Source organism: uncultured Eudoraea sp., from assembly GCF_947260015.1.
GTDB lineage: Bacteria > Bacteroidota > Bacteroidia > Flavobacteriales > Flavobacteriaceae > Eudoraea.
Window position 1 is genome coordinate 23,104 of record NZ_CAMYOM010000025.1, and the last position, 26,904, is coordinate 50,007.

Below are 26,904 nucleotides of genomic sequence, written 5' to 3' on the forward strand. Positions count from 1 at the left end.
GTCTAATTTTTAAATGCATAATGTATAATATTAGCACCCATCTGAAGGGCTTTAAGACGCACTTCCTCTGAATCATTGTGCACTTCGGGATCTTCCCAGCCATCACCCAGGTCCGACTCATAGGTAAACAATAAGATCAACCTGTTTTCATGAAAAATACCCAAAGCCTGTGGTCTTTTGCCATCGTGCTCATGAATCTTAGGCAGGCCCTTAGGAAATTCATACTGTGTTGTAAAAATTGCATGGTCTGCGCCAATCTCGACCAGCTCTTTATCGGGAAAAACTTTGTTTAGTTCTTTTCTCAAATAGGGTTCCATTCCGTAATTATCGTCAATATGCACAAAACCGCCGGAAAGAAGGTAGGTTCTTAAATTATCAGCTTCGTCCTGCGCAAAGAAAACGTTGCCATGACCTGTCATATGTAAAAAGGGATACTGAAAAATTTCCGGGTTGCCCACCTCAACGGTTTGGGGTCTTTGCTCAATTTCTGTATCTATATTTTCATTGCAAAATCTAATAAGGTTTGGCAAGGCTGTTGGATTTGAATACCAATCTCCACCGCCATTGTATTTTAAAATTGCAATTTCCTGTGAATTAACATTAAGAACGTACAAAAGTGTAAAAATTAAAGGAAGTAATTTCATAAAACAGAGTCGCATCTTATTGCCCTAAAGATACTTAAATCACGATTAATAAGTTTCATTTTAAAAATTTATTGCATGTTAATGAAATGAATTTTTGGTCTGCAAATTTCCTAGAAAAGTTGAATCTCGGCCTTTTTTATTCAAAAATAATTTGAAGTTTATGACCCACTATTTATAAATGCAACTGCAGTACAAGCTACTATCGCAGCCGTTTCAGTTCTTAAACGAGCTTCACCCAAGTTAATTGGCAAAAAATTGTTTTCGGAAGCCTCTTTTATTTCCTTATTAGAAAAATCTCCTTCAGGACCAATCAATATAGTTATATCCTTGTCGGCGGCTATGCAACGTTTTAGATTCAGTTTTTCCCCCTCTTGGCAATGGGCAATAAATAGCAGTTCCTTATGGTCCTGAGAGAGAAATTCCGTGTATGGAACAGGATTATTTATTTTAGGCAGGTAGGTTCGAAGTGATTGTTTCATGGCTGACTGAACTACTTTTTGCAGCCTCTCCATTTTAAGTATTTTGCGTTCAGAATGATCGCATAGGATTGGAGTAATTTCATGAACTCCAATTTCTGTGGCTTTTTCAAGAAACCATTCATAGCGCTCGGCACTTTTAGTGGGAGCTACGGCCAGATGGAGCCGGAACATTTTTGGGATTCGCTTTTGTGTTGAAATGATGGCTGCTTTGCACATATTCATATCTGCAGCTAGAATTTTTGCGGTAAATAATACGCCCCTACCATTAGTTATAGATAATTCGTCTCCTTCTTTTTTTCGCAAGACTTTTACAATATGTTTGCTTTCTTCTTTATTAAAAGAAAATTGATTGGCGCTATTGTCAAGTGAGGGATTATAAAAAAGTTGCATAATAAAGTTGATAAATTAGTTATTTGCGAGATAATTTATTTTTGACGAATTCTAATGATAGCTACAACCGTTTCGCTGCTTAAAAAAATCCATTTCTAATTGAGATATAATTAAATAGCATACCTCGCCTTTGCGGCAATACGTTCATTGCTAAAATCCCCTTCAATATACTTTAAATAGCCAACAATACCAATCATTGCTGCATTATCCGTGCAGTATTCAAATTTTGGAATATATGTATTCCATCCGTATTTAACTTCGCTTTCTTGTAACGCTTTTCTTATTCCGGAATTAGCAGAAACACCACCTGCTATCGCTATTTCTTTTATCCCGGTTTGAGCAGAAGCTTTCTTCAGTTTGTCCATCAAAATAAGAATAATTGTACTTTGAATCGAGGCACATATATCATTCAGATTCTGTTCAATAAAATTTGGATTTTTACGGGTTTCTCTTTGAATAAAGTATAAGATGCTGGTTTTTAAACCACTAAAACTAAAGTTTAAGTCTTTTACTTTTGGTTTTGGAAAAGGAAAAGCCGTAGGATCTCCTTTTGCGGCGTACTTGTCAATTAAGGGTCCTCCTGGATAAAGTAAGCCAAGAATTTTTGCACTCTTATCAAATGCCTCTCCAACGGCATCATCAAGGGTTTCTCCAAGGATTTCCATATCAAAATAATTATTGACCAAAACTATCTGAGTGTGTCCGCCACTGATTGTTAAAGCTAAAAATGGAAAGGGGGGCGCTTTTTTATCTTCTTCTTTTATAAAATGCGCTAAAATGTGCGCCTGCATATGATTAACCTCTATTAATGGCACCTTGAGACCCAATGAAAGTGATTTGGCAAATGAAGTCCCCACCAATAAAGATCCTAATAGTCCAGGTCCGCGAGTAAATGCTATGGCTGATACTAGTTTTTTGTCGATATTTGCCTCGGCTAACGCTTGGTGTACTACCGGAACAATATTTTGCTGGTGTGCTCTTGATGCAAGTTCCGGAACAACACCTCCGTATGCCTCATGAATTTTTTGCGTGGCTACCACGTTACTAAGCGTCTTGTCATTGTGCATAACAGCCGCCGATGTATCATCACAAGACGATTCTATAGCCAGAATATAAATATTTTGTTTATGACTCATGCTTTGGAACAAAAATTGGTAGCTCAAAGGTAAAACATTATAGCCCTATCAAAAAACTGAGAAAAATACTCGTTAGAACGCTTTTAGTCTTCCTGATGACTTGCGTTTTGGGCACTATAATTCTTTCTCTACCGGCCGTACAGACCAGGCTTGCGCGTTATGCTACCAAGACTTTAAACAATGAGTTCGGTACCAATATTAATATTGACCGACTTAGAATTTCTCTGATTTCATGGGACACCGCCTTAAAGAATGTTTATGTGGAAGATTACAAGCAGGACACTCTAATTTACATTCGGGAGCTATCCACATCCATTTTAAGTGTGCGAAATCTTATTAATGGGAAATTACAATTTGGGGATATAGATATAGAAGGACTGCTTTTTAATCTTAAAACTTATAAAGGGGAAAAAGACAATAATCTCAATGTTTTTGTAGACAAGTTGGATGATAAAAAGCCACGGGATCCTGACACGCCGCCTTTTTATTTTTCTTCATCAGATGTGCAAATAAAAAATAGCACATTCCGGTTAACAAATATGAATAAAGAAAAAGTTGATGTATTAAATTTCAGGAACCTTAACATAGAAGCCAGTGATTTTCAAATTTTAGGACCCGTAGTCACTACCGTTATTGAAAACTTATCACTAAAAAGTGCATTGGGTATCGATGTTAAAAAACTAGCTACAAGTTTTAAATACACTAAGCAAGAAATGCGATTTGATTCCCTGCAAATCCAAACCCCTAAATCTAATATTGTTGGCAATCTGGTATTTAATTATAAGAGGGAAGACCTCGTACAATTTATAGACAAGGTAAATTTAAAAGCAGATTTCATAGATTCCTCAGTTGCGTTGGATGAGATTAATATGGTGTATGACCAATTCGGTTCAGGCAAAATTGTAAATTTTTCTGCGAATGTAAATGGCGTATTAAATGATTTGAATGTAGAACGCTTATTTCTGCAATCAGATAATACCGGGATCAGAGGAGATTTTAATTTTAAGAATATATTCTCAAAAGATGGACCTTTTGAGCTCGATGCCCAAATAAAGGATATTACTACCAACTATTATGAACTTAGGTCCTTGATGCCTAACATACTGGGTAAGTCACTACCCACTATTTTTCGGAAGTTAGGACAGTTTACGGTACGGGGAGAAACATTCATTACACAAACATCTATTGAGACCCGGGCAAACCTGAACACAGCTATAGGAAGCAGTTACGTCGATCTTACCCTTACAGAAATCAACAATATAGATAATGCGCGATATAAAGGATTCGTATCCTTAATTGATTTTGATTTGGGTCGTTTTACGGAGAATAAAAGTTTGGGGAAAACAACTATAGATGTTAATGTTGAAGGTAAGGGTTTTGTGAGCAAGAATCTGAATACCGAAGTTTTAGGACAGGTGTATAGCGTTACTTTCAATGGGTATGATTATAAAGATGTAAAGATTTCGGGGATCCTAAAGGATCAATTGTTTGATGGGTCTTTAATCAGTAATGATGAAAACCTACAGTTTAGCTTTGAAGGACTGGCAGATTTTAGCACAGATAAAAGTAGTTTCAACTTCAATGCTTCGGTAGATTATGCAGATCTGAAAATATTAAATTTTATAGATGATAGTGTATCCGTATTTAAAGGCAATGTTACTATGGACATCACTGGAAGTTCCTTTCAAAGTATTGAAGGAGATATAAAATTCACTCAAACAAATTATCAGAATAAAAATAGTACGTATTACTTTGAAGATTTCAAAATTGAATCCACCTTTTCTGAAGATTCTACCAGGGTTATAGAAATAAATTCACCTGATATAATTACAGGTTATATGAAGGGTAAATTTAAAGTAAGGGAGCTGGGGCGTCTGGTCCGTAATTCAATAGGAAGTATTTATACAAACTATAAACCATATGAAATTTCAGGAGGTCAGGAAATGGCCTTTAATTTTAAGATTTATAATAAAATCGTTGAAGTTTTTTTCCCGGAGGTTGCATTTGGTCCAAATACTTTTATCAAGGGTAATATTATCGCAGATAAGGGAGATTTTAAACTCAATTTCAAATCGCCTTATATTTCGGCTTATGGTAATGAATTAGATAGTATTGATTTTAGGATTGATAACAAAAACCCCCTTTTTAATACCTATCTGGCTGTTCAGGATCTTTCAACTCGATATTATGATGTTAAAGACTTTAATCTGATTAATACCACATTAAATGACACGCTGTTCTTCAGAACGGAATTTAAGGGAGGTAGTGAGTATGACGATAGTTACAACTTAAATTTTTACCACACTTTCAATCAGGATAATAAATCAGTAATTGGCTTAAAAAAATCTGACATAAGTTTTAAAGGTAACACATGGGTTCTGAATCGTGAAAGCAATAGCAAAAACAAGGTAATTTTAAATAGTACCCTGGACAGTATTATTATTGAGGAAATTGTTATGAATAACGATATCAGGGAACAAATTAGGCTAAGAGGACAACTTGCAGACTCTACTTATAAAGATTTGGAACTTCAGTTTAAAATTGTCTCCTTAAATAAAATTGCCCCGGCCATAGATAGCTTAAAGCTCAAAGGTGAGATAAATGGTACCTTAAACGTTCTTCAAAAGGACAATATTTATTTGCCGGTTTGTAATTTGGAAATATCTGAATTTGGAATAAACGAGATAGATCTCGGGAACCTTTCCATTGGTATTGTCGGTAATCGTGACCTTACTGAATTTTCGGTTAATTCTCAAATTAAGGAAAACGGGCTTGAAAAATTTGGAGTATTTGGCAAGGTTACCAGAGATCAGGAAATACCCCAGGCGGATCTGGTAGCTACCTTCAGTAATTTTGATATGGAACCTTTTAGCCCTTTAGGCAAGAATATTATTTCCAATATTCGAGGCATGCTAAATGGAAATGTTGAAATAAAGGGGGATATAAGGAATCCGGATATTGACGGACTTTTAACTATGAATAATGCAGGACTTTCTGTGCCTTATCTTAACGTAGATTATGATTTTGGAGCTAATTCTGTGGTTAAATTAAATAACCAGACTTTTAATTTTCAGAATATCACCCTTACCGATGTTGCTCTGAATACGGAGGCAATTCTGGATGGTACAATAACGCACAATTTCTTTAAGAAATGGAATTTTGATTTAGATATAAACACCAAAAATGATAGATTTTTAATACTAAATACAGAATTTGAAGAAGAAAAACTCTACTACGGAACCGGTTTTGTTAGTGGTTCGGGACGAATATTTGGTCCGTCTAATGCACTGAACATTAATTTTGAAGGTTCAACGGCCAAGGGAACATCTTTAAAAATTCCCATAAGTGATGTGACTTCTGTGGGGGACTATTCTTTTATCACATTTATTAATAAAAATGAAGTTGAAACTATTGGTCTTCAGCGCCAGCTAAAAGAATACTATGGATTAGAATTAAAATTCGATTTGGATATAACCCCTGATGCAGAGGTAGAGATTGTGGTCGACCCCAAAACCGGAAGCTCTCTAAAAGGAACAGGTGCAGGTTTGGTTTATATAGAAATTAACACCAATGGTAAGTTTAATATGTACGGTGATTTTGTAGTGGTCACCGGGGAGTATAATTACAAATTTGGGGGAATTATTGACAGGACTTTTAGCGTTAAACCGGGAGGAAGCATTGTATGGGACGGGGCGCCACTAGATGCAACTTTAGATATGGAAGCCGTTTATTCCTTGAATGCGAATCCGGCTCCATTACTTGATAATGCCGGATATAGCAGACGAGTCGCGACAGATGTGGTTATCAGGCTTACGGATCAGTTAGAGCGACCAACTATAGATTTAGGTATTGAATTTCCAGGCACAAGTTCTACCGTGAAGTCTGAATTAGAATACAGGCTACAGGATCCGACAATTGAAGAACGGAATGCATTTTTCCTGTTAGCCCAGGGAAACTTCGTTAGTGAAGGATCTGGAATAAACCAGCAAGCAGTTACAGGCAACTTAATTCAAACGGCCTCCGGTTTATTAAACCAGGTTCTTGATGATGGTGATGATAAGTTTGATTTTGGGGTTACTTACGAGCAAGGTTATCTTGATCCTAATGATATTTCTACGGAAGACAGAATAGGTGTCACAGTATCTACTCAGATAAGCGACAAAGTATTGTTTAATGGCAGGTTCGGGGTTCCTGTGGGAGGGGTAAGTGAAACTGTTGTTGCCGGCGATGTGGAAATACAGGTTTTATTAAATGAAGAAGGGACACTGCGAGCCAAAATTTTTAATCGCGAAAACGAAATACAACAGTTTTTGTCAGAACAACAAGGTTATACGCAAGGGGTCGGTATTTCTTATGAGGTAGATTTCAATAGTTTTAAGGAACTTATGCAAAAGATCTTTAAGAATAAGAATAAGAATCTTGAAACAGAGGAACCCCAGGTGTCGGCGACTCCAAATGCCGTAATGGGGAAGGATAGTTTGATAAAATTTTATCCCAAGACGAATGTTCCAAAATTATGATTCGCCGCCTTTAAGGAAATTTATAAAAATACTCAAAAAAGCACCCCGGAAAACCGGGGTGCTTTTTAAATACGCATATTTAATGCTATAATTAAATTTAAATAAATAACTATAAAATATTAAAAATCAGGCAATTGTAATATTATCATCTAAATACACATTTTGGATTGCATTTAAAAGTTCTACTCCGTCTGCCATTGGTTTTTGGAAAGCTTTTCTTCCGGATATTAACCCCATACCTCCGGCACGTTTATTAATCACAGCAGTTTTAACGGCCTGGGCCAAATCATTATCGCCGGAAGATCCGCCGGAATTTATTAATCCCGCCCTGCCCATAAGACAATTCATTACCTGATATCGGGTAAGATCAATTGGATGATCTGTGGTTAATTCTGAATATACTTTCTCATGTGTTTTGGCAAAATTTATGGCTTTAAAACCACCGTTATTTTCAGCCTGTTTTTGTTTTACTATATCAGCCTGTATTGTAGAAGCCAAATGATTGGCCTGACCGGTTACATCAGCGGAAACGTGATAATCTTTATCATCTTTTTTAAAACCAGGATTTCGAAGGTATGCCCATAAGACTGTTGCCATACCTAGTTCATGAGCATATTCAAAAGCTTCGGTAACTTCCTGAATTTGCCTGGTACTCTCTTCCGAGCCGTAATATATTGTAGCTCCAACCGCAATGCACCCCATCTCAAAAGCCTGATTCACGCTTGCAAACATTATCTGATCATACTTATTGGGATACGTAAGTAATTCATTATGGTTCAATTTAAGAAGAAAAGGAATCTTGTGTGCATACTTTCTTGAAACAGAGCCAAGGACACCAAGAGTAGAAGCAACAGCATTGCAACCACCTTCTATAGCAAGTTCAACGATCTTCTCAGGATCGAAATAAATGGGATTTGGCGCAAACGATGCACCCGCTGTGTGTTCAATACCTTGATCCACGGGAAGAATAGATACATATCCGGTACCACCCATCCTTCCATTATTAAAGAGAGTTTGCATATTGCGAAGTACGACAGGATTTCTGTCTGAAATTGTCATAACACGATCCACAAAATCAGGACCGGGTAGATGTAGATGTTCTTTTTTTACCGTGTTACACTTGTGATCTAACAGGTAATTGGCTTCTTTACCTAAAATTTTCTCAATGTTAAATGACATAATATTACGTTTTTAATCGTCATATAAAGATACGCCGATAAAGGCGTTTTAAAGGTCGATTTTAGAGATTTTTTTTGAAAAATCTTAATAAGATTATCACCATAATTTAGTACTTTAACCAACCTAGTTATTTTGTGATTTTAAAATTAAAATTTAATAAAAATATATTATGGCAAAAATTAAGAAGACCAAAGGCACCATCGGCATATTAACCGGAGGTGGAGATGTACCCGGACTTAATCCTGCAATCAGGGCGGTTACTTTCAGAGCAATACGTGAAGGATACAGGGTGATTGGTTTTAGAAGAGGGTGGGGAGGATTAGTAGATATTGTAAGAAACAGTAAGCACGATAACAGCAATAACTTTATGGAACTTTCCCAGGTAGTGGTGAACAAAGCAGCAAGAACCGGTGGGACTTTTCTTCATACTTCCAGGACAAGAGCAAGTCATATATCCAACCTAATGGTTCCGGCTCATTTAAGAGATACCTATAACAAGGAGATCAATGACCTTACACCAGAAGTAATCAAAAATCTCGATTGGTTAGGTGTAGACTATTTGATTGCTATAGGAGGAGACGATACGCTTAGCTATGCCGTTCATTTGTTCAAACAGGGAGTTAAAGTAATGGCCATTCCAAAAACCATGGATAATGATGTTCCCGGAACAGATTACTGTATTGGTTTCAGTACATGTGTTACCAGAACAATTAGTCTTACAAACAGTCTTCGGACCGCAGCAGGATCCCATGAACGTTTTCTGGTACTGGAAGTATTTGGACGCTATGCCGGGTTTACCGCTATGCTTCCTACTTTGGCAGGAGCAGCTAATAGATGCCTTATACCGGAAGTACCTTTTGATATAGAACTACTAACGGAGTTGCTCACAGAGGACAGAAATAGAAATCCGAGTAACTATTCCATTGTACTTATTTCCGAAGGTGCAACCTTTAAGGGTGGTGAAATGAAATTTGAGGGTATGGAAAAAGATGCCTTTGGTCATGCCAAGTTGGGAGGCATTGGTGATGAAGTCTCTCTGGCGTTAAAAAAATTATCCCCTAAATATAATAATGGCAACCGCGTAAATGTGATCAATCAGAAACTCGGATACATGGTACGTTGTGGTGACCCTGATTTTATTGATTCTGTGGTGCCTACGGCCTATGGAAATCTAGCGCTCGATTTAATTCTTAAAGGGATTTACGGCCGAATGGTGGTCTTGAAAAATGGACGCTACGATCATGTGCCAATAGAAGTTGTTACAGAAACCAAAAAGTTCGTTAACGTAGATAAATTCTATAACAGACCAAAACTGCATCCATTTTATAAAAACTTTGAAATGCTACCTTTATTTATCATGACTAATGACTAATAGCAGGCAGTCACTTAAATAAATATGCAGGTCCTTAATTAGTTGATTGAACATAACTTTTTTGAGATGATTTGTTATTTTCTTAGCAAATGATATTTGTCCTGATTAAAATGTCTATTTTATTACAACTTTTGATGGGTTCAAGACATCCGTAAATAGGATTTTTTAGCCATATAAATAGAGAAATTCAAAACTATAACGATTTAGCTGCTGTCAAGTGTTAAATAAAGGGTTTGTCTAATTCTTTTTCTGCCATAAGTTTAGTAATTTTGCAATTCTAAATTTTTAAATGAATTCACAAATAAAAAAAATTGCGGTCTTTACTTCTGGAGGTGATTCTCCCGGGATGAACGCAGCCATAAGATCGGTAGTACGTACATGTGCATATTTTAAAAAAGATTGTATTGGGATCTATCGAGGATATGAAGGGATGATAGAAGGTGATTTTCTTCCAATGAATGCCCGTAGTGTGAATAATATTATTAATAAAGGAGGTACTGTCCTTAAATCTGCCAGGTGCGATGAGTTTAGGACGCCTGAGGGGCGTAAAAAAGCCTATGATCAACTGGTTGCAAATAATATAGATGCATTTGTGGTTATTGGGGGTGATGGCAGCTTTACCGGTGCCCTTGCTTTTTATGAAGAGTACAAAATGCCATTTATTGGTATTCCGGGAACAATTGATAATGATATTTTTGGAACAACATACACTCTTGGTTTTGATACCGCATTGAATACTGTTGTAGAAGCAATTGACAAGATCAGAGATACTGCCAGTTCGCATCATCGACTCTTCTTTGTTGAGGTTATGGGTAGAGATGTAGGCCATATAGCCCTTAACTCCGGAGTAGGTGCCGGTGCTGAAGAGATACTTATTCCTGAAGAGAATTTGGGTTTAGATAGGTTATTAGATTCCTTAACTCGGAGTAAAGCCAGGGGAAAATCGTCTAGTATTGTAGTAGTTGCGGAAGGAGATAGAACAACCGGAAAAAATGTCTACGAATTAAAAGAATTCGTGGAAAAAAACCTTCCTGTATACGATGTTCGGGTTTGTGTTCTTGGTCATATGCAACGAGGTGGTGCGCCTTCTTGTTTTGACAGGGTACTGGCCAGTAGAATGGGAGTAAAATCTGTTGAAGCCCTGTTGGAGGGCAAAACAAATTTAATGGCCGGCATTATTGACAATGAAATTACATTTACACCCGTAAGTGAGGCCATAAAAGGAAAATCAAAAATTGATAAGGAACTCATACGGGTTTCTGATATCATGACTATATAGTTTTAATCTTAAACAATAAAAAATGTCAACACTAAAAATTGGAATTAACGGATTTGGGAGAATTGGTAGACTTGTGTTGTTGCTATCAACGATTTGTTAGCTGTGGAACATCTTGCATATCTATTGAAATATGATTCGGTACATGGCCGTTTTGATGGTTCTGTTGAAGTAAAAGATGGCAACTTGATTGTGAATGGCAAAACCATTAGAATTACTGGTGAGAAGGATCCCAAAATTTTAAAATGGGATGAAGTAGGAGCAGAATATGTTGCTGAATGCACTGGTATTTTTACAACTCTTGAAACTGCGCAATACCATATTGATGGTGGAGCTAAAAAAGTAATTATCTCTGCACCATCAAAAGATGTCCCCATGTTTGTAATGGGTGTAAATCATAAAGATTTAAAAGCTTCAGACAAAATAGTATCTAACGCTTCCTGTACAACTAATTGTCTGGCGCCAATTGCCAAAGTGTTAAATGATAATTATGGGATAGCAGAGGCTTTAATGACTACTGTACATGCTACCACAGCCACTCAGTTTACTGTAGACGGACCTTCACGCAAGGATTACAGAGGTGGAAGAAGTGCCTTGTTAAATATTATTCCTGCGTCTACCGGGGCTGCCAAGGCGGTAACCAAAGTTATTCCTTCGTTAGAGGGTAAACTCACCGGGATGGCATTAAGGGTGCCAACGGCAGATGTTTCTGTTGTTGACTTAACTGTACGCCTGGAAAAAGAAACTTCTTATGATGATATTAAAAAGACTTTTAAAGCTGCATCTGAAGGCGAACTGAAGGGAATTTTAGGTTATACAGATGAACCCGTGGTCTCACAGGATTTTATTGGTGATGCCCGTACCAGTATTTTTGATGCAGGTGCAGGAATTGAATTGAATTCTAAATTTTTCAAAGTAATCTCCTGGTATGACAATGAAGCAGGCTATTCAAATAAACTATTAGATCTGGCTGAATATTTGCATACATTGTAATAAATTGAATTTTCTTAATAAGAATCCTCAAAATAAACAAAACTTTGCTTATTTTGAGGATTCTTTTTTAATGCCTGATTTATGATTTTAATTGTTGATAGCGGAGCTACTAAGTCTGATTGGATTGCCCTGGACGATAAAGGGAAAGAGTTATTTTTTACTCAAACTTTGGGACTTAGTCCTGAAGTCTTAACTCGTGAGGTCATAGAAGACAGGTTGGCCAATAATTTTGAGTTGTCTAAGAACAAAGATAAAGTTTCGCGACTTTATTTTTACGGTGCCGGCTGTGGCACAGCTAGAATGAAGAAATTCCTTAAGACTATTTTCAAATCATATTTCCCAAATGCCAAGGCAGAAGTTAAGGAAGATACTTTTGCCGCTATCTATTCCACTACAAAAATTGGCCATCAGGGAATTGTTTGCATTTTGGGTACGGGTTCTAATTGCAGCTATTATGACGGTCACCAATTGTTTCAAAAAGTGACATCTCTGGGTTATATTCCAATGGACGACGGAAGTGGAAATTTCTTTGGGAGGAAATTAATTCGTGATTACTATTTTCATAAAATGCCACAGGACCTGGGAATTAAATTTGACAAAGAATATGACCTTGATGCCGATGTAATTAAGGAAAATCTTTACAAGCAACCAAATCCTAATACATATTTGGCCACATTTGCCAGATTCCTGATTGAGAACAAAGAACACCCCTATTGTAAGGGAGTTATAGACAAAGGCCTTCAGCAATTTGTAAATAATTACATAATGCAGTTTGAATTAGCTACTAAAGTACCTATTCATTTTGTGGGGAGCATTGCCCATTTCCTTAAGGATGAATTAACAGCCGTATTAGAAAGAAATGATTTGATTGTGGGTGTTATTCGTCAAAGACCAATTGAAGGGCTGGTAGAATTTCACAAAGAAACTATCTGACGGCGATCATCGAAATCTCCACATTTACAAATTTTGGAAGATTTGAGACTTCAACGGTCTCTCTGGCAGGCGCAGTTTTAGCATTAAAAAATTTGCCATAAACTTCATTAATCTGCGAAAAGCAATTCATATCCTTAACAAAGATCGTGGCTTTAACCACCTGTTCAAAAGACATATCAGCGGCTTCCAGTATCGCATTAAGATTTTCCATACATTGAAGTGTTTCCTTCTTTATATTACCTTCAACGAGTTTGCCGCTAGAAGGATCCAGAGGAATTTGTCCGGAAATATATAACGTATTACCACTCAAAACAGCTTGGTTATAAGGACCGATAGGGGCAGGGGCATTAGGAGTATTTATGATTTTTTTCATGCTTTTAAATTTACCTTTAGCCAGTTAAGCTAATTAAAAAATAGATCAGTATAAACAGGAATGCTGTTTTTTCTTTTGATATTACCTGGGAGGAGGCTGACTTCTATTTTCAAATTTAAGATCCTTAAGAATGGAACTTTTAATACCTATAAAAAAGTACCATCTTTCAAAATCGCCAAATGGGGTCCAGTCAAAATTCAATTTAAAACTTTTTAGGTCGCGTCTAAAGCGAAGCTGGGTAACAGTAAACCCTTTTCCCACAAAATCATAACCAGATGACACCCCAACGTCCCATCCTGGTGACAGCGTAATATTACCGGAAAACATGAGAGAATTATTGGAAATTTGATTTTGCCTGGCACTATTACTATAGGTCACTGCATATTGCAGGCGAAGATCCCATTCTATTTTATTCTGATATATAGGATTCTCTACATTGCTTTCGTCTCGATCGTCAAATCTGCTTTCATCAAAATTATTTGCCTTTCCGAAAAGATCATCAGTCCTACCCCCACTGGCTGCAACGTAAGCATCTCCTTCCGTCGGATATTCCTCCCGGTCTTTGCTTGGTTGAAAATCTTTACTGCTTAGAGAATAACTTATGTTGGCCCTGGCAGAGGTAAGTCTAAACAAACTTCCCCCATTATTAATATTGAATGTATTTATTCGCCTGCCATTGTTGTCAATTGCATAGGGATCCAGGTTGGCACCAAAGTTAATAGACATTTTATTATCAAGAATATTGGTACCTCCTGTTAGACTTAATGGACTCAAATTAAGTGAATCTGCCTGAAAATTATAACCTGTAGATAAATTAAAACTATTAAGCCACATCACCTTTTTTGGTTCAAGGCGTGTGGAATCTTTGTCACGCACTTTTGCTTCAAGTGTATTGGCCAGAGAAAAGCTCAAAGCGCTGGATTTACCACTCCGAGGTGCTCCATAAAGGGTGTTTTGAAAACGGGTATACTCAATTGTGTCTCCGGTTATTCCATTTATATACTCGTCATAATATTGATCAAATGAAGGTGCCCAGCCGTAACCTACTGAAGGTCTCATTATATGGCGGATTGCTTGTATCTTTTTATCTTCCCCGCGATTAAATGTGCCATATACCGTTGTTCCAACGCTGCCGTTAAGACTGTACTGATTAAATCGATCAAAACCTTTTATAGTATCGGTAACAACTTCCTGAGATTCAGAATCAAAACGTTGATTAAACGTTTGCAAGGTCCATACGTCTTCATAATTACCGCCTACACTCATACTAAAATATTTAGCGACTTTGAAATTTGTACTTATCGGTATCCGATTTCTGGCACCAACTTGGGCATCTTTAAACATTTGAGAGGTTCCAAAATCTTCACTGGTGGTTGATATGCTGTTACGGGCATTAAGGTCGTATTGAAAATTTATATTCTGTAATGCCCCCTTTTTTATACCACCCTCTTTAGCAAACGGAAAAATTCGTTCCAAACTGGCTTGCAGCGTTGGAAGCGTAAGATTTACTGCATCTGTATTTGTATTTTGATTGTGTGTGGCCGTTAAACTCACATTTACAGAAGGATAGGCCGGGAAAGTCCTGGAATAGGAAATAGATGATGACAGATTATTGATTTGTGTATTTGGTAAATTTTGTTGCAGTAAGGAGTTTCTGTAGTACTGGCTGCTACCCAGGTTAACAGATGCAGACAATCTGGAATTAGGATTGGCTTTTGAATCCTGGGAATGTGAAATCTGAATATTGTATATGGTGCCCCGGCTGTAATCATCAAACCCTTTTTGACTTACCACCTGATTTTCATATCTAAAATTAAAATTACCCCTGTACTTATAACGCTTGGAATAAACAGATTGAGCTCTGAAACCCCAGCTCCCGTTGGTATATAGGTCCCCGGTTAGTGTGAGGTCCACATAATCATTAATAGGGACATAGTAACCCAGGTTTTGCAAAAAATAGCCTCTGTCTGGATCGTTTCCAAATGTAGGCATCATTACTCCTGCAGTTCTTCCGGAAGTCAATGGGAAATATGCAAAAGGTAAGGCAATAGGGGTAGGTACATCTGCGATATATAAATTACTGAATCCGGCAATAACCTTTTTTTTGGGAACAAATTTTGCCTTTCTAACTCGAATATAATAATCCGGATTTACACTATCTTTTGCTGTTGTAAGTTTTCCTTCACTTAAAAAGTATACCGAATCGTTTTCCTTTTTGGTAATCGAAGCATAAACCTTCATGGCATCAGAACCAAGTTCACCTAAACCTGCCTGTTGTTCTGTTCTGGAATTCCAAATCAGGGCTTTTTGGGTGTCAAAATTAAATCGAATTGAATCTGGAATTACCACGTTTTCTCCTTGTTTAAAATAAGGCATTTGCGAATAATTACCAAGTGAATCTTTAATACGTCCGGCATATACTTCATTTTTTATATAATCCATAATTATTATACCGGCTTTTAATTCTGTATCCTGATAATAAATTTCAGCTTCATTATACAGGTAAATTTTTTGATCTTTTTGACTTAATTTAACATAATCCTTTGCCTTATATTTAATTTTATCTGATAGAAGTCCTTGTTTGCCTTTAATTGAATCTGTCTGGGAAGAATCCGTCAAAACTGTATCTAAAACTACAGGAGCAGGCATTAGAGGCGCAGTAATGGTATCTCCCAAAGCTTTAATGGGTAAAGGCCTCATCAGATCTTCCTGCGCAGAGAGTGGAATAATGCCAATGATAAGCAGTAATAAGAAAAGTAGAGAATGTTTGTTTGATTGCAAAGCGATAAATCCTATTTTTGTAACGGTAAGGCTTCGTTTTTGGTAGTCAAACTTACATATATTTTTTGGTCTGCTTGTAGCACATTACAATAAATTTAACCATAGTAAATGCTTGTAAAATTCTTTTAGCAGATGAAATATGATAATTGTTTTTTTAATTTGCGATAGAATTAAATCCTAAAGATTTTTACCTTAGGAAGAGATATAAGGTCATTACAAATGTTACATTTTATTTAAAATATAACCCTAAAATCAATGAAGTTCAATAAGTTTTTTTTCATTCCTCTGGCGATAATATTTTTCTTGTTATGCTCTTATGATAAAAGAGATTCGGATCCTCAAACCGATCAATTTGTTGTAGTATTGGACGCAGGCCATGGTGGTCACGATCCGGGCAATTTGGGCAATGGTTATATGGAAAAGAATATAGCCTTAAACATCGTATTAAATGTTGGCAGGAAATTAGCATCCAATCCCGATATAAAGGTTATATATACAAGAAAGGATGATTCTTTTGTAGACTTATTTGTTAGAGGAGAAATTGCAAATAAGGCTAATGCGGACCTATTTGTATCCGTACATTGTGATTCACACACTTCTGATGCCAATGGAGCCGGAACTTTTGTCCTTGGATTACATGCAAACAAACAGAATTTTGAAATTGCAAAAAAGGAAAATTCCGTGATTTATCTCGAAGATAATTACGAATCTCGCTATGCTGCTTATGATATTAACTCTCCTGAATCTGTAATAGGCTTAACTATTATGCAGGAAGAATTTCTGGATCAAAGCATTTTGCTTGGTAAGATGATGCAGGATAATTTTTCTAATAATTTGAGTCGAAATGACAGAAAGGTAAAGCAGGCCGGATTTATTGTGCTGCATCAAACTTTTATGCCCAGTGTGCTAATCGAAACAGGTTTTCTTACTAATAAGTCAGAAGGATTATACCTAAACTCTAAAAAAGGGCAGGAAGAAATGGGCAATGCCATTGCGGATGCTATTATTAATTATAAAAATAACACAAGAATTAATTTAGAGGATGCTACATCTTCTGAGGAAATCGCGACCACAAAAAATATGGAGGAGACACCCGCAGTAGGGGCAATTGTAGCTTCGGAACCAGAAATAGCTCCTACCGCTGATATCAAAAATGAGGCCCCGAAAAAAGAAATCAAGGAACCAATTGTTGTAGTTTCTTCTGATTTACCTCCAAACGAAACTGCGGTAACTAACCAAAATAAAACCGAGGAAGTTTTAATAAAGGAAGAAGATAAACCATTGCCAAAAAAAGAAGTACCTGAGCAAGAGGTTAGAGAAATACCCTTAACTATTGTTGAAGAACCCATTGCTGCACCAATAGTTGATAAGAAAAAAGATGAAGAGGTAAAAAAGGAAGAAGTTGTCTCAGATACAAAAATAGTCTTCAAAGTACAGCTTTTGGCCAGTTCAAGGGTTTTACCCTTGCTTTCCGAGGAATTTAATGGATTGAGTACCCTTTCAACTGAGCGCTATAAAAACCTGGTTAGATACATGTACGGAAAAACTAATTCCTATGCTCAGGCAAAATTATATAAAGCGAATGCCGATGCCAAAGGATATTCTACTTCATTTATCGTGGCCTATAAGGATGGGAAAAGAATACCCGTTCCAGAGGCCTTAAAATACGTCTCTGAATAATGGCAGGTCTTGTAAAATTTATTTCTAATTTTGTTTGTAATTTAAATCTAATCGTTTGAAGCTATCCAGGGAAATCAAAACAGGAATAATCGTTATTGGAGGTATTTTGCTGTTTGTCATGGGCTTCAGTTTTCTTAAAGCAACCCCTATTTTTAATAATAGTAAAACCTTTTACGCGGTTTACACTCACGTAGGCGGTTTGCAACCCGGAACACAGGTATCCATTAATGGTTTCAATGTGGGGAATGTGAATAAAATTACTTTTAAAAATGGTAGCGGCAACCTTGTTGTTACTTTTTCTGTCGACAGTGATTTTGAGTTTTCTAAAAATAGCACGGCAGAGCTCTATGATACAGGGATAATTGGAGGTAAAGGAATACAAATAAATCCGGTATTTGACGGTGCGCCAATTGCACAATCCGGGGATACATTATCCTCTAATATAAAACCGGGCCTTACAGATTTGTTACAACAAAAATTGGCCCCTTTGCAGTCCAAAATTGAAGGTGCCGTTACCAATGCAGATTCCTTGTTGATAAATTTCAACGATGTATTGGATGAAGAGACAAAAAAAAACTTAAGAGAAAGTATCAAGGGGCTTAATACTACCGTTCAAAGTTTTCAATCTACAGCGGCAACTCTAAATTCCTTGTTGGCAGAGAATAAGGGTAAACTAGATAGCTCTATCACCAATATTAACACAATTACGACTAACTTTTCAATTCTTTCAGATTCTCTTGCCCAGGTAGGATTGGCTAATACAATAAGAAGTTTGGAGACTACCATCGGGAATTTAAATAAAATGATGGCCAAAATGGAAAAAGGGGAAGGTACTTTGGGCAAACTGATGAATAATGACGAGCTTTATAATAATCTGTCTGAAGCTTCCAAAGAATTAGACTTACTACTTCAGGATTTTCGTTTAAATCCAAAACGATATGTAAATGTATCTGTCTTTGGTAAAAAACAAAAGGAATATGAAATTATTGAAAACGATCCTGCAACAAATAAACCTAATGAATAGATGCAGTATCTCCCAAATGTAATTTTCTTAATTATTTTATTAGCCGGGCTTGGATATTTCGCTAAGAACGTCAAGAAGCTCACCAGGAATATTAACCTGGGTAGGGGCCGAATGCCTTCAGATAATAAACCACAGCGTTTTAAGAATATGGCCCTTATAGCTTTAGGGCAAACCAAAATGGTGGTAAGGCCAATTGCAGGTTTATTACACCTTATTGTTTATCTCGGTTTTATAATTATAAATATTGAAGTTCTGGAGATTATTATAGACGGTATTTTTGGAACCCATAGAGTATTTGCGCCCCTTGGCAATGTATACAACATCCTTATTGCTTCCTTTGAAGTGCTTGCTCTTTTGGTAATTCTAGCGGTAATTATCTTCTGGTTACGAAGGAATTTCATAAGAATAAAACGTTTTATTAAGCCTGAAATGAAAGGCTGGCCAAAAATGGATGCCAATCTTATTTTGTATATAGAATTGGTTTTAATGGCTTTATTCCTAACAATGAATGCTGCAGATTATCAACTTCAGCTTATGAATGCACCACATTATACAAAAGCAGGTCTTTTTCCTGTTAGTCAATTCATGAACTCCATTTTCGATGGAATGTCTGTAAGCAATATTATACTGATAGAACGCGCTGCCTGGTGGATGCATATCGTTGGAATATTGGCCTTTCTGAATTATTTGTATTATTCCAAGCATCTGCACATATTACTTGCCTTTCCAAATACATATTTTGGAAAACTTAATGCTCCGGGTCAGTTTGATAATCTTGAAGCTGTAACCAAAGAAGTGAAATTAATGATGGACCCTAATGCTGATCCCTTTGCGGCACCAGCGGATGATGCCCCCCCTCCGGATAAATTTGGAGCTTCTGATGTAATGGACCTTACTAAGGTTCAGTTGCTGAACGCATATACATGTACAGAATGCGGAAGGTGTACCAGTGAATGTCCGGCAAACCTTACGGGTAAGAAACTATCACCAAGAAAAATAATGATGGATACTCGTGATAGGTTAGAGGAGGTTGGAAGTAATATGAATGCCAATAAAGGAAAATTCGTTGAAGATGGTCGTCAATTATTAGGTGATTTTATTTCAGCTGAAGAATTATGGGCTTGTACTTCCTGCAACGCATGCGTAGAAGCTTGTCCGGTAAGCATAGACCCATTATCTATAATAATTAGTATGCGTCAGTACCTGGTTATGGAACAATCGGCTGCGCCAAGCGATCTTAATGTTATGATGGGAAATATAGAAAATAATGGAGCCCCCTGGCCATTTAATCAAATGGACAGGCTTAATTGGACCGATGAATCTTAAAAAGCAAAATTAGCAAGATCATGAGTGAAGCGTTGAAAGTACCTACTATGGCAGAGTTTTTTGCTGAAGGTAAGCAGCCAGAAGTATTATTTTGGGTGGGTTGTGCCGGTAGTTTTGACGACCGGGCCAAGAGAATCACTAAGGCTTTTGTGAAAATACTTCAAAGGGCTAATGTGAGTTTTGCGGTTCTTGGAACCGAAGAAAGTTGTTCCGGGGATCCTGCAAAAAGAGCAGGAAACGAGTTTTTGTTCCAAATGCAGGCGGTAACAAATATTGAAGTAATGAATGCCTACGGAATAAAAAGTATTGTAACTGCTTGTCCCCACTGTTTTAATACTATTAAAAATGAATATCCGGGATTAGGAGGTAATTATGAGGTTATGCATCACACCCAATTCATAAATATGTTATTGGAAGATGGAAGAATTACCATGGAAGGTGGCAGCTATAAGGGTAAACGTATTACCTTTCATGACCCTTGCTACCTTGGAAGGGCCAACAACGTATATGAGGCGCCAAGGAATATCATAAAAAAACTGGATGCACAACTGGTTGAAATGAAGAATTGCAGGAAAAAGGGCTTATGTTGTGGAGCAGGAGGGGCACAAATGTTTAAAGAACCAGAGCAAGGAGATAAGGATATTAACATTGAACGTACTGAGGAAGCCCTGGAAACACAGCCAGAGATTATTGCTGCAGCCTGTCCGTTTTGCAATACAATGATGACCGATGGATTAAAAAGTAAGGAAAAAGAAGCTTCCATAAAGGTAATGGATATCGCAGAACTGATAGCCAATGCTGAGGATCTTTAATCAGATTAAAAGAATTGTTTTGAAAATATAAATTCAATTAAAATGAAGAAGAAAAAATGCTGGTAAATTTTGAATCATTAAGCGATACGGCAAGAGTTTGGATTTACCAGGCTAACAGAAGTTTTTCGGAAGAAGAACTTGTTGAAATATCAGCTGCCCTGGACAGATTTATTTCTGAATGGACAGCCCATGGAAGTGATCTTAAGGCAGGGTATGAACTTAAGTATAAACGTTTCATAATAATTGCTTTGGATCAGGATTTCGCTTCTGCTTCAGGTTGTTCTATTGATGCGTCGGTACATTTTATCCAACAGCTCGAAAAGAAATATGATGTAGTTTTATTGGATAAAATGAACGTTTCTTACAAACAAGGCATACATATTGCATATAAACCTTTAGGAGATTTTAAGAAAATGGCTAAGGATAAGGCAGTTTCTAAAAACACTATAGTTTTTAATAATTTGGTTACCAATAAATATGAATATATAAATAATTGGGAAGTGCCGGCATCTGATAGTTGGCATGGCCGTTTTTTATAAAATTGTGTTTATAGCCTGATTAGACCTTTTTCGGCATTCTAATATCCCACCACGGCTGCATTAATTAACAAAAAAACAATATTTAATTTTGTTTTAAGTTAGTACCTAGAATCTATTATTTATGGGGAAATACCTACTTTCTTTTCTATTCTTTGCTTTATTACTAGTTGCCCGAGGTCAATATTCACCGTTGGTGACATCAGATACTTTGTCCCAGTTGGAGTGGGTCAATGATAAGTATAGTGCTATGTCTCTGGAAGAAAAGATTGGGCAATTGTTTATAGTAATGGCATCTTCCGGGGAAGATAAAGTTGCAGCAAAAAGAATTAAGGGATTAATAAAGGATCACTCCATAGGAGGATTGATTTTCTCAAGAGGAGGCCCTGTGCGACAGGCTAAACTTACCAATGAATACCAGTCCATATCAAAAATACCTCTTCTCATCGCAATGGATGCTGAATGGGGCCTGGCAATGAGACTCGATTCAACTTACTCATTCCCATGGAATATGACCCTCGGCGCAATAGCAGATACTGCAATTGTTTCAAAAGTGGGGTATCAAATAGGCAGGCATGCAAATCGACTAGGGGTTCATATAAATTTTGCACCTGATATCGACATAAATATAGATCCAAGAAACCCAATTATCGGGAATCGATCTTTTGGTGAAGACAGAGAGAATGTTGCGTTAAAGGGGATTGCTTTTATGAAAGGCATGGAAAGTACCGGAGTACTTTCATGTGGGAAACATTTTCCCGGTCACGGGGATACTTTTGTAGATTCACATAAATCCATGCCTACTTTAGATTTTACAAGGCAACGATTGGATAGTATAGAATTGTATCCTTATAAAAGTCTTATAAAAGAGGGACTTAGCAGCGTTATGGTTGCCCATTTAAATGTGCCGGAATTGGAGCCTGAAAAGAAGCGTCCTTCATCTTTATCCAAAAAAATAATCACCAATTTGCTTAAAAATGAATTGAAATTTGAAGGACTGGTATTTACTGATGCACTTAATATGAAAGGAGTCTCGGACTTTGCAAGTAATGGGATAACCGAGTTAGAAGCATTTTTATCTGGCAATGATATTTTACTAATGCCGAAGGATTTTGTAAAAAGTAAGGATACCTTTTTAAAGGCCTATCAGAATGGACTGATATCTGAGCGGCGCCTGGCATACTCCGTGAAAAAAATATTAATGGCCAAATTCAAAGTAGGCCTGCATCAATACCGTCCTATAGACACAAATAACATCATTGAAGACCTTAATAGTCCTGAAAATGATGTAATCTATGAAGAAGCAATAGAGAATGCCATAACGGTAATTAGTGATAAGCTAAACCTTATTGGTATCAAAAAACTTGAAAACAAGAAAATTGCCTATGTAAAATTTGGTGATGCTGTAAATACACCTTTTTTGGAGACCTTAAATAAGTATGCTAAAGTAACGCAGGTAAATGGCAAAGATATTGTCACCCTTAAAAAGAAACTTTTTGATTTTAATCTCATCATAATTGGATTTCATAAGAGTAATGAAAGTCCCTGGAAACCATATAAATTTTCTCAAAAAGAACTTTTTTGGCTTCAGGAAATTTCCAGGCAAAGAACTTCTAACGTTATACTTACGGTATTTGCCAAGCCTTATGCGCTATTGGATGTTGTCTCATTTAAGGGTATAGATGGTATAATTATGGCATATCAGAATAGCGTACTTGCTCAGCAGAAAGCAGCCGAAATACTGTTTGGGGCAATTCCAGCAAAAGGAGTATTGCCAGTTACTGTAAGTAACGAGTTTCCCGTGAATACTTCGGTTAAAACCCAATCTTTACTGCGTTTAGGATACAGTACACCCGAAAGGGTAGGAATGAGTTCTTTGAAACTTGCTGAGGTTGATCGATTGGTTCAAAATGGGTTAGATTCCTTAATGTACCCGGGGGCTCAGGTTCTGATTGCAAGAAAGGGTAAAGTAATTTATAATAAAGCTTTTGGCAGGCCCACTTATGAATCTAAAGAGGAATTAACCACTAATAACATTTACGATCTTGCTTCACTTACGAAAATACTGTCCACCCTTCCGGCCATTATGAAGATGGAAGAAGATGACAAAATAGCACTGAATGATACTTTTCAGGATTTAATGCCGGAATATGCAGATACCGAACTTAAAGATGTAACTGTGCTTAAATCTCTAAGCCATTACGGCAGACTACCCTCCTGGATTCCATTCTATTTGAAGACACTAAACAATAAGAGGAGGCCTTCTCCGGAATTCTATAGAAATAGTCCCTCAGATGGATTTTCCATAAAGGTTACCGAAAATATGTATCTGCAAGATGCTTATAAAGATTCTATTTATGATCGAATAGGAAGACAAAATCTTAAGTCCAACAGATACCGTTATAGTGATGTTCCTTACTATATATTTAAAAAATATATTGAAGACAACTATAATTCCGGCTTGGATAATTTAATGGATAACTTTCTTTACAAACCTCTTGGAGCCAACTATACAACGTATAACCCATTGGAAAAGTTCCCAATCAATATGATCGTTCCATCTGAGGTAGATACCTATTACAGATATCAACTTGTTCAGGGATATGTGCACGATATGGGGGCAGCAATGCAAGGTGGAGTGGGGGGGCATGCAGGTTTGTTCAGTAATGCTAATGATGTGGCAAAAATTATGCAAATGTATATTCAGGGAGGCTATTATGGCGGTGATAGATTTTTAGATTCCAGAACCATAGAAAAATTCAATAAATGCTATTTCTGTGATAAAAATGTACGACGTGGTGTGGGTTTCGATAAACCGCAACTCGTAGAAAAAGGTCCGACTTGCGGTTGTGTGTCCAGAAAAAGTTTTGGACATAGCGGTTTTACAGGGACTTTTACCTGGGCAGATCCGGAAGAAGAGATAGTATATGTTTTTTTATCCAACAGAACCTACCCATCTGCTACAAACAGACTTTTGGTGAAATCAGAGCTGAGGACAAGGATTCAAAAGGCAATTTATGATTCTCTTATCAATGAGGCAGGAAATTAAATATTAGATTTGTATTAAAGCAGCGTTGATTCTTTTTAAGAACTTTTAAGAAGTAGGTACACAGCGTTAAAACCGTTAATTAAATGAAAATAGCTATAGTTTGCTACCCGACTTTTGGTGGGAGTGGTGTTGTTGCTACAGAATTGGGGATAGCCTTAGCCAATAGAGGACACGAAATACATTTTGTAACATACAGACAGCCGGTACGGCTCGAATTATTGAGTAATAAGATTCATTTTCATGAAGTACATGTACCTGAATACGCTCTTTTTCACTACCAACCATATGAACTTGCTCTATCGAGTAAACTGGTTGATACTATAAAGCTATACGGCATTGAATTGCTTCATGTTCACTATGCCATACCGCATGCCTATGCGGGTTATATGGCCAAGAAAATACTGGAAGAAGAAGGTATTTTTGTACCTATGATTACAACCTTGCATGGTACTGATATAACTTTGGTGGGGAACCATCCATTTTACAAACCTGCCGTGAACTTTAGCATTAATAAAAGCGATGTAGTAACCTCAGTATCAGAAGATTTAAAACAAAAAACATTGGATTTTTTCGATGTTAAAAAAGAAATTGAGGTGATACCCAATTTTATTGATAAAACAAAATATAGTTTAAATTTTACGGACTGTCAGCGATCATTAATGGCGGACGATAATGAAAAGATAATTACCCATATAAGCAATTTTAGAAAAGTAAAACACATTCCGGACGTTATTCATGTTTTTAATGGTATTCAAAAGCAAATGGCCGCTAAATTGATTATGGTAGGAGAGGGACCTGAAAAGGAGCACGCTGAGTTTTTATGTGAACAATTGGGCATTACAGATAAGGTGGTGTTTTTAGGTAATAGTAATCAGATTGATAGAGTTCTATGCTTTTCAGATTTGTTTTTGTTGCCTTCTAAATCGGAAAGTTTCGGTTTAGCAGCCCTGGAAGCAATGATTAACAGGACTCCTGTAATATCCAGTAATACGGGTGGTATTCCTGAAGTTAATATTCATGGTGTAACCGGCTATTTGAGTGCTGTTAGCGACGTAGATGATATGGTTAAAAATGCATTAAAAATACTAAGTGATGACACTATTCTTGAAGAGTTTAAGGAGAATGCCTATCAGGTGGCCCTGAATTTTGATATAAAGAACGTTTTGCCTTTATATGAAGCTTTATATGAAAAAGCTTATAAGGCTCACTATAATAGTACCTATTAAAATAATTTCCCATGAAAACTCTTATTTTAGGACTATTGATACTGACAGGGACCTGTGGAAGTCAAAAGGATAAAGTTAAAGACGAAAATTACCAGGAGTTGGACGATAATCCATTAACGCTAATTATAAGTGATAATTACGGAGGTACAGAAACTGAGCAAGTATTGGTCATACGGGATAATAAAACCCTAAAAAGTTTTTTTTCCAAAGTAAATATGACCAGAAAACCCGGACTTCAAATTCCTGAAATAGATTTTAATACGGAAATGGTTGTTATCTATTGTAACGGAAAAACATCTGATACACCTGCATCACGGATTAGAGGAGTCCGGGAAGAAGATAATCAGATGATTCTGGACATAGAAAACACAAAAGATAATAAGTCACCATCCACGGCCGTCTTAATGCCTTTTAATCTATATAAAATGCCACTTACCGAGAAGGAAATTATCCTCAGTGATAATAAGTAATTGTCAATAGTTATTATAGGCTTCATATCGAATAAAATTGCACATCAACTTAGTTTGTAGGAATCGTATTTAATGGATAGTAATTTTGTAATGTAATACTCCTAAATCATTACATTATGAAATCCTACTTAACAAGCACTTTCGCTATTCTTTTCTTAGGAACATTTTCATTTTACGCACAGGAAGAAATTCAGTCAACACAACAAGAACAACTTCAGTTAGATCAACAGGAAGAGTTGCAATTGACGGCTAAGGACAGTATGGTTGTGAGCTCATGGATGGTGGGTTTGGGCTGGAATTTTGTCAATGATTCGGGAGAACGAACGAATAATATTACCAAAATTAAAGATCGGTGGAATGCTGTTGCTTTTCCCTCCAGAATAAATATAGGCCGTTATTTTAAGAGCGGAATAGGATTGGAAGCAATTGCCACTTATAACAAGTATAAAAAAGGCAATATCATAGATAACGTAGTCAACCCTGAGGATAAGAGTTATTTTGGTTTTGATACCAGGTTTAGTTATGATTTAAACAAAATATTTGGCCAGACTGGCTGGTTTGACCCCTATCTGGGTGTTGGAGTGGGTTACACTTATGCTAATGACCTTTCTAGAGGAACTTATAATGGAGTTATAGGTTTTAGAACCTGGTTTTCAGATAGATGGGGACTGGATTTTAATACCTCAGGGAAATGGTCTTTTGGAA

General features: G+C 36.7%; 18 protein-coding genes and 2 pseudogenes. 14 read left to right on the forward strand and 6 right to left on the reverse strand.

What is annotated here, in order from left to right:
- Nucleotides 1-2: 2 nt before the first annotated feature.
- From Q0X66_RS10925 to tsaD, 3 genes are all read right to left on the reverse strand, one after another.
- A complete protein-coding gene (locus tag Q0X66_RS10925; protein WP_297706264.1) occupies nucleotides 3-644 on the reverse strand; it encodes a DUF4159 domain-containing protein in 642 nt (213 codons plus the stop codon).
- Between the two features lie 158 nt (nucleotides 645-802).
- Nucleotides 803-1,513: a 16S rRNA (uracil(1498)-N(3))-methyltransferase gene (locus Q0X66_RS10930; protein ID WP_297706266.1), complete on the reverse strand. Its 711-nt coding sequence runs from the start codon at nucleotides 1,511-1,513 to the stop codon at nucleotides 803-805.
- A 110-nt stretch (nucleotides 1,514-1,623) separates the two neighbouring features.
- Nucleotides 1,624-2,649 carry a tRNA (adenosine(37)-N6)-threonylcarbamoyltransferase complex transferase subunit TsaD gene (gene tsaD, locus Q0X66_RS10935; protein WP_297706268.1) on the reverse strand — a complete coding sequence of 342 codons (1,026 nt, stop codon included), beginning with the start codon at nucleotides 2,647-2,649 and terminating at the stop codon, nucleotides 1,624-1,626.
- 95 nt (nucleotides 2,650-2,744) lie between these two features.
- Between tsaD and Q0X66_RS10940 the strand changes: the two genes are divergently transcribed.
- Nucleotides 2,745-7,169: a translocation/assembly module TamB domain-containing protein gene (locus tag Q0X66_RS10940; protein WP_297706270.1), complete on the forward strand. Its 4,425-nt coding sequence runs from the start codon at nucleotides 2,745-2,747 to the stop codon at nucleotides 7,167-7,169.
- Between the two features lie 126 nt (nucleotides 7,170-7,295).
- On the opposite strand, the gene Q0X66_RS10945 is transcribed toward Q0X66_RS10940, so the two are convergent.
- Nucleotides 7,296-8,348: a class I fructose-bisphosphate aldolase gene (locus Q0X66_RS10945; RefSeq protein WP_297706272.1), complete on the reverse strand. Its 1,053-nt coding sequence runs from the start codon at nucleotides 8,346-8,348 to the stop codon at nucleotides 7,296-7,298.
- A 169-nt stretch (nucleotides 8,349-8,517) separates the two neighbouring features.
- Here Q0X66_RS10945 and Q0X66_RS10950 point away from each other — a divergent pair, with 169 nt between their 5' ends.
- The 4 genes and pseudogenes from Q0X66_RS10950 to Q0X66_RS10965 all read left to right on the forward strand — a co-directional run bounded on the left by Q0X66_RS10950 (nucleotide 8,518) and on the right by Q0X66_RS10965 (nucleotide 12,922).
- Nucleotides 8,518-9,720, forward strand: a complete 1,203-nt coding sequence (locus Q0X66_RS10950; RefSeq protein ID WP_297706274.1) for a 6-phosphofructokinase — start codon at nucleotides 8,518-8,520, stop codon at nucleotides 9,718-9,720.
- A 289-nt stretch (nucleotides 9,721-10,009) separates the two neighbouring features.
- Nucleotides 10,010-10,999, forward strand: coding sequence for a 6-phosphofructokinase (gene pfkA, locus Q0X66_RS10955; protein ID WP_297706276.1), 990 nt, complete (start codon nucleotides 10,010-10,012; stop codon nucleotides 10,997-10,999).
- A 22-nt stretch (nucleotides 11,000-11,021) separates the two neighbouring features.
- Nucleotides 11,022-11,989, forward strand: a pseudogene (gene gap, locus Q0X66_RS10960) (type I glyceraldehyde-3-phosphate dehydrogenase).
- Between the two features lie 81 nt (nucleotides 11,990-12,070).
- Nucleotides 12,071-12,922 (forward strand): N-acetylglucosamine kinase, encoded by an 852-nt coding sequence (locus tag Q0X66_RS10965; RefSeq protein WP_297706278.1) that lies wholly within the window; start codon nucleotides 12,071-12,073, stop codon nucleotides 12,920-12,922.
- Here Q0X66_RS10965 and Q0X66_RS10970 read toward each other — a convergent pair.
- Both Q0X66_RS10970 and Q0X66_RS10975 read right to left on the reverse strand, forming a co-directional pair.
- Complete coding sequence (locus Q0X66_RS10970; RefSeq protein WP_297706280.1) at nucleotides 12,915-13,295, reverse strand: RidA family protein; 381 nt, start codon at nucleotides 13,293-13,295, stop codon at nucleotides 12,915-12,917. The two genes, Q0X66_RS10965 and Q0X66_RS10970, sit on opposite strands and share 8 nt — an antisense overlap.
- An 81-nt stretch (nucleotides 13,296-13,376) precedes the next feature.
- Nucleotides 13,377-16,076 (reverse strand): putative LPS assembly protein LptD, encoded by a 2,700-nt coding sequence (locus tag Q0X66_RS10975; RefSeq protein ID WP_297706282.1) that lies wholly within the window; start codon nucleotides 16,074-16,076, stop codon nucleotides 13,377-13,379.
- A 255-nt stretch (nucleotides 16,077-16,331) separates the two neighbouring features.
- Between Q0X66_RS10975 and Q0X66_RS10980 the strand changes: the two genes are divergently transcribed.
- The 9 genes and pseudogenes from Q0X66_RS10980 to Q0X66_RS11020 form a co-directional block, all read left to right on the forward strand.
- Nucleotides 16,332-17,756 carry an N-acetylmuramoyl-L-alanine amidase gene (locus Q0X66_RS10980; protein ID WP_297706284.1) on the forward strand — a complete coding sequence of 475 codons (1,425 nt, stop codon included), beginning with the start codon at nucleotides 16,332-16,334 and terminating at the stop codon, nucleotides 17,754-17,756.
- A 55-nt stretch (nucleotides 17,757-17,811) separates the two neighbouring features.
- Entirely contained in the window at nucleotides 17,812-18,780 is a 969-nt protein-coding gene (locus Q0X66_RS10985) for an MlaD family protein (protein WP_297706286.1), read from the forward strand.
- Nucleotides 18,781-20,106 (forward strand): (Fe-S)-binding protein, encoded by a 1,326-nt coding sequence (locus Q0X66_RS10990; protein ID WP_297706289.1) that lies wholly within the window; start codon nucleotides 18,781-18,783, stop codon nucleotides 20,104-20,106. It abuts the gene before it with no gap.
- Between the two features lie 20 nt (nucleotides 20,107-20,126).
- Nucleotides 20,127-20,918: a (Fe-S)-binding protein gene (locus Q0X66_RS10995; protein ID WP_297706291.1), complete on the forward strand. Its 792-nt coding sequence runs from the start codon at nucleotides 20,127-20,129 to the stop codon at nucleotides 20,916-20,918.
- A gap of 56 nt (nucleotides 20,919-20,974) precedes the next feature.
- Nucleotides 20,975-21,457 carry an ABC transporter ATPase gene (locus tag Q0X66_RS11000; RefSeq protein ID WP_297706293.1) on the forward strand — a complete coding sequence of 161 codons (483 nt, stop codon included), beginning with the start codon at nucleotides 20,975-20,977 and terminating at the stop codon, nucleotides 21,455-21,457.
- 121 nt (nucleotides 21,458-21,578) lie between these two features.
- Nucleotides 21,579-24,503, forward strand: coding sequence for a glycoside hydrolase family 3 N-terminal domain-containing protein (locus Q0X66_RS11005; protein ID WP_297706295.1), 2,925 nt, complete (start codon nucleotides 21,579-21,581; stop codon nucleotides 24,501-24,503).
- A gap of 83 nt (nucleotides 24,504-24,586) precedes the next feature.
- A complete protein-coding gene (gene bshA / locus Q0X66_RS11010) occupies nucleotides 24,587-25,729 on the forward strand; it encodes an N-acetyl-alpha-D-glucosaminyl L-malate synthase BshA (protein ID WP_297706297.1) in 1,143 nt (380 codons plus the stop codon).
- Nucleotides 25,730-25,740: 11 nt separating this feature from the next.
- A complete protein-coding gene (locus Q0X66_RS11015) occupies nucleotides 25,741-26,199 on the forward strand; it encodes a hypothetical protein (protein WP_297706299.1) in 459 nt (152 codons plus the stop codon).
- A gap of 116 nt (nucleotides 26,200-26,315) precedes the next feature.
- Nucleotides 26,316-26,904 (forward strand): annotated as a pseudogene (locus Q0X66_RS11020) (OmpA family protein); the annotation flags it as partial.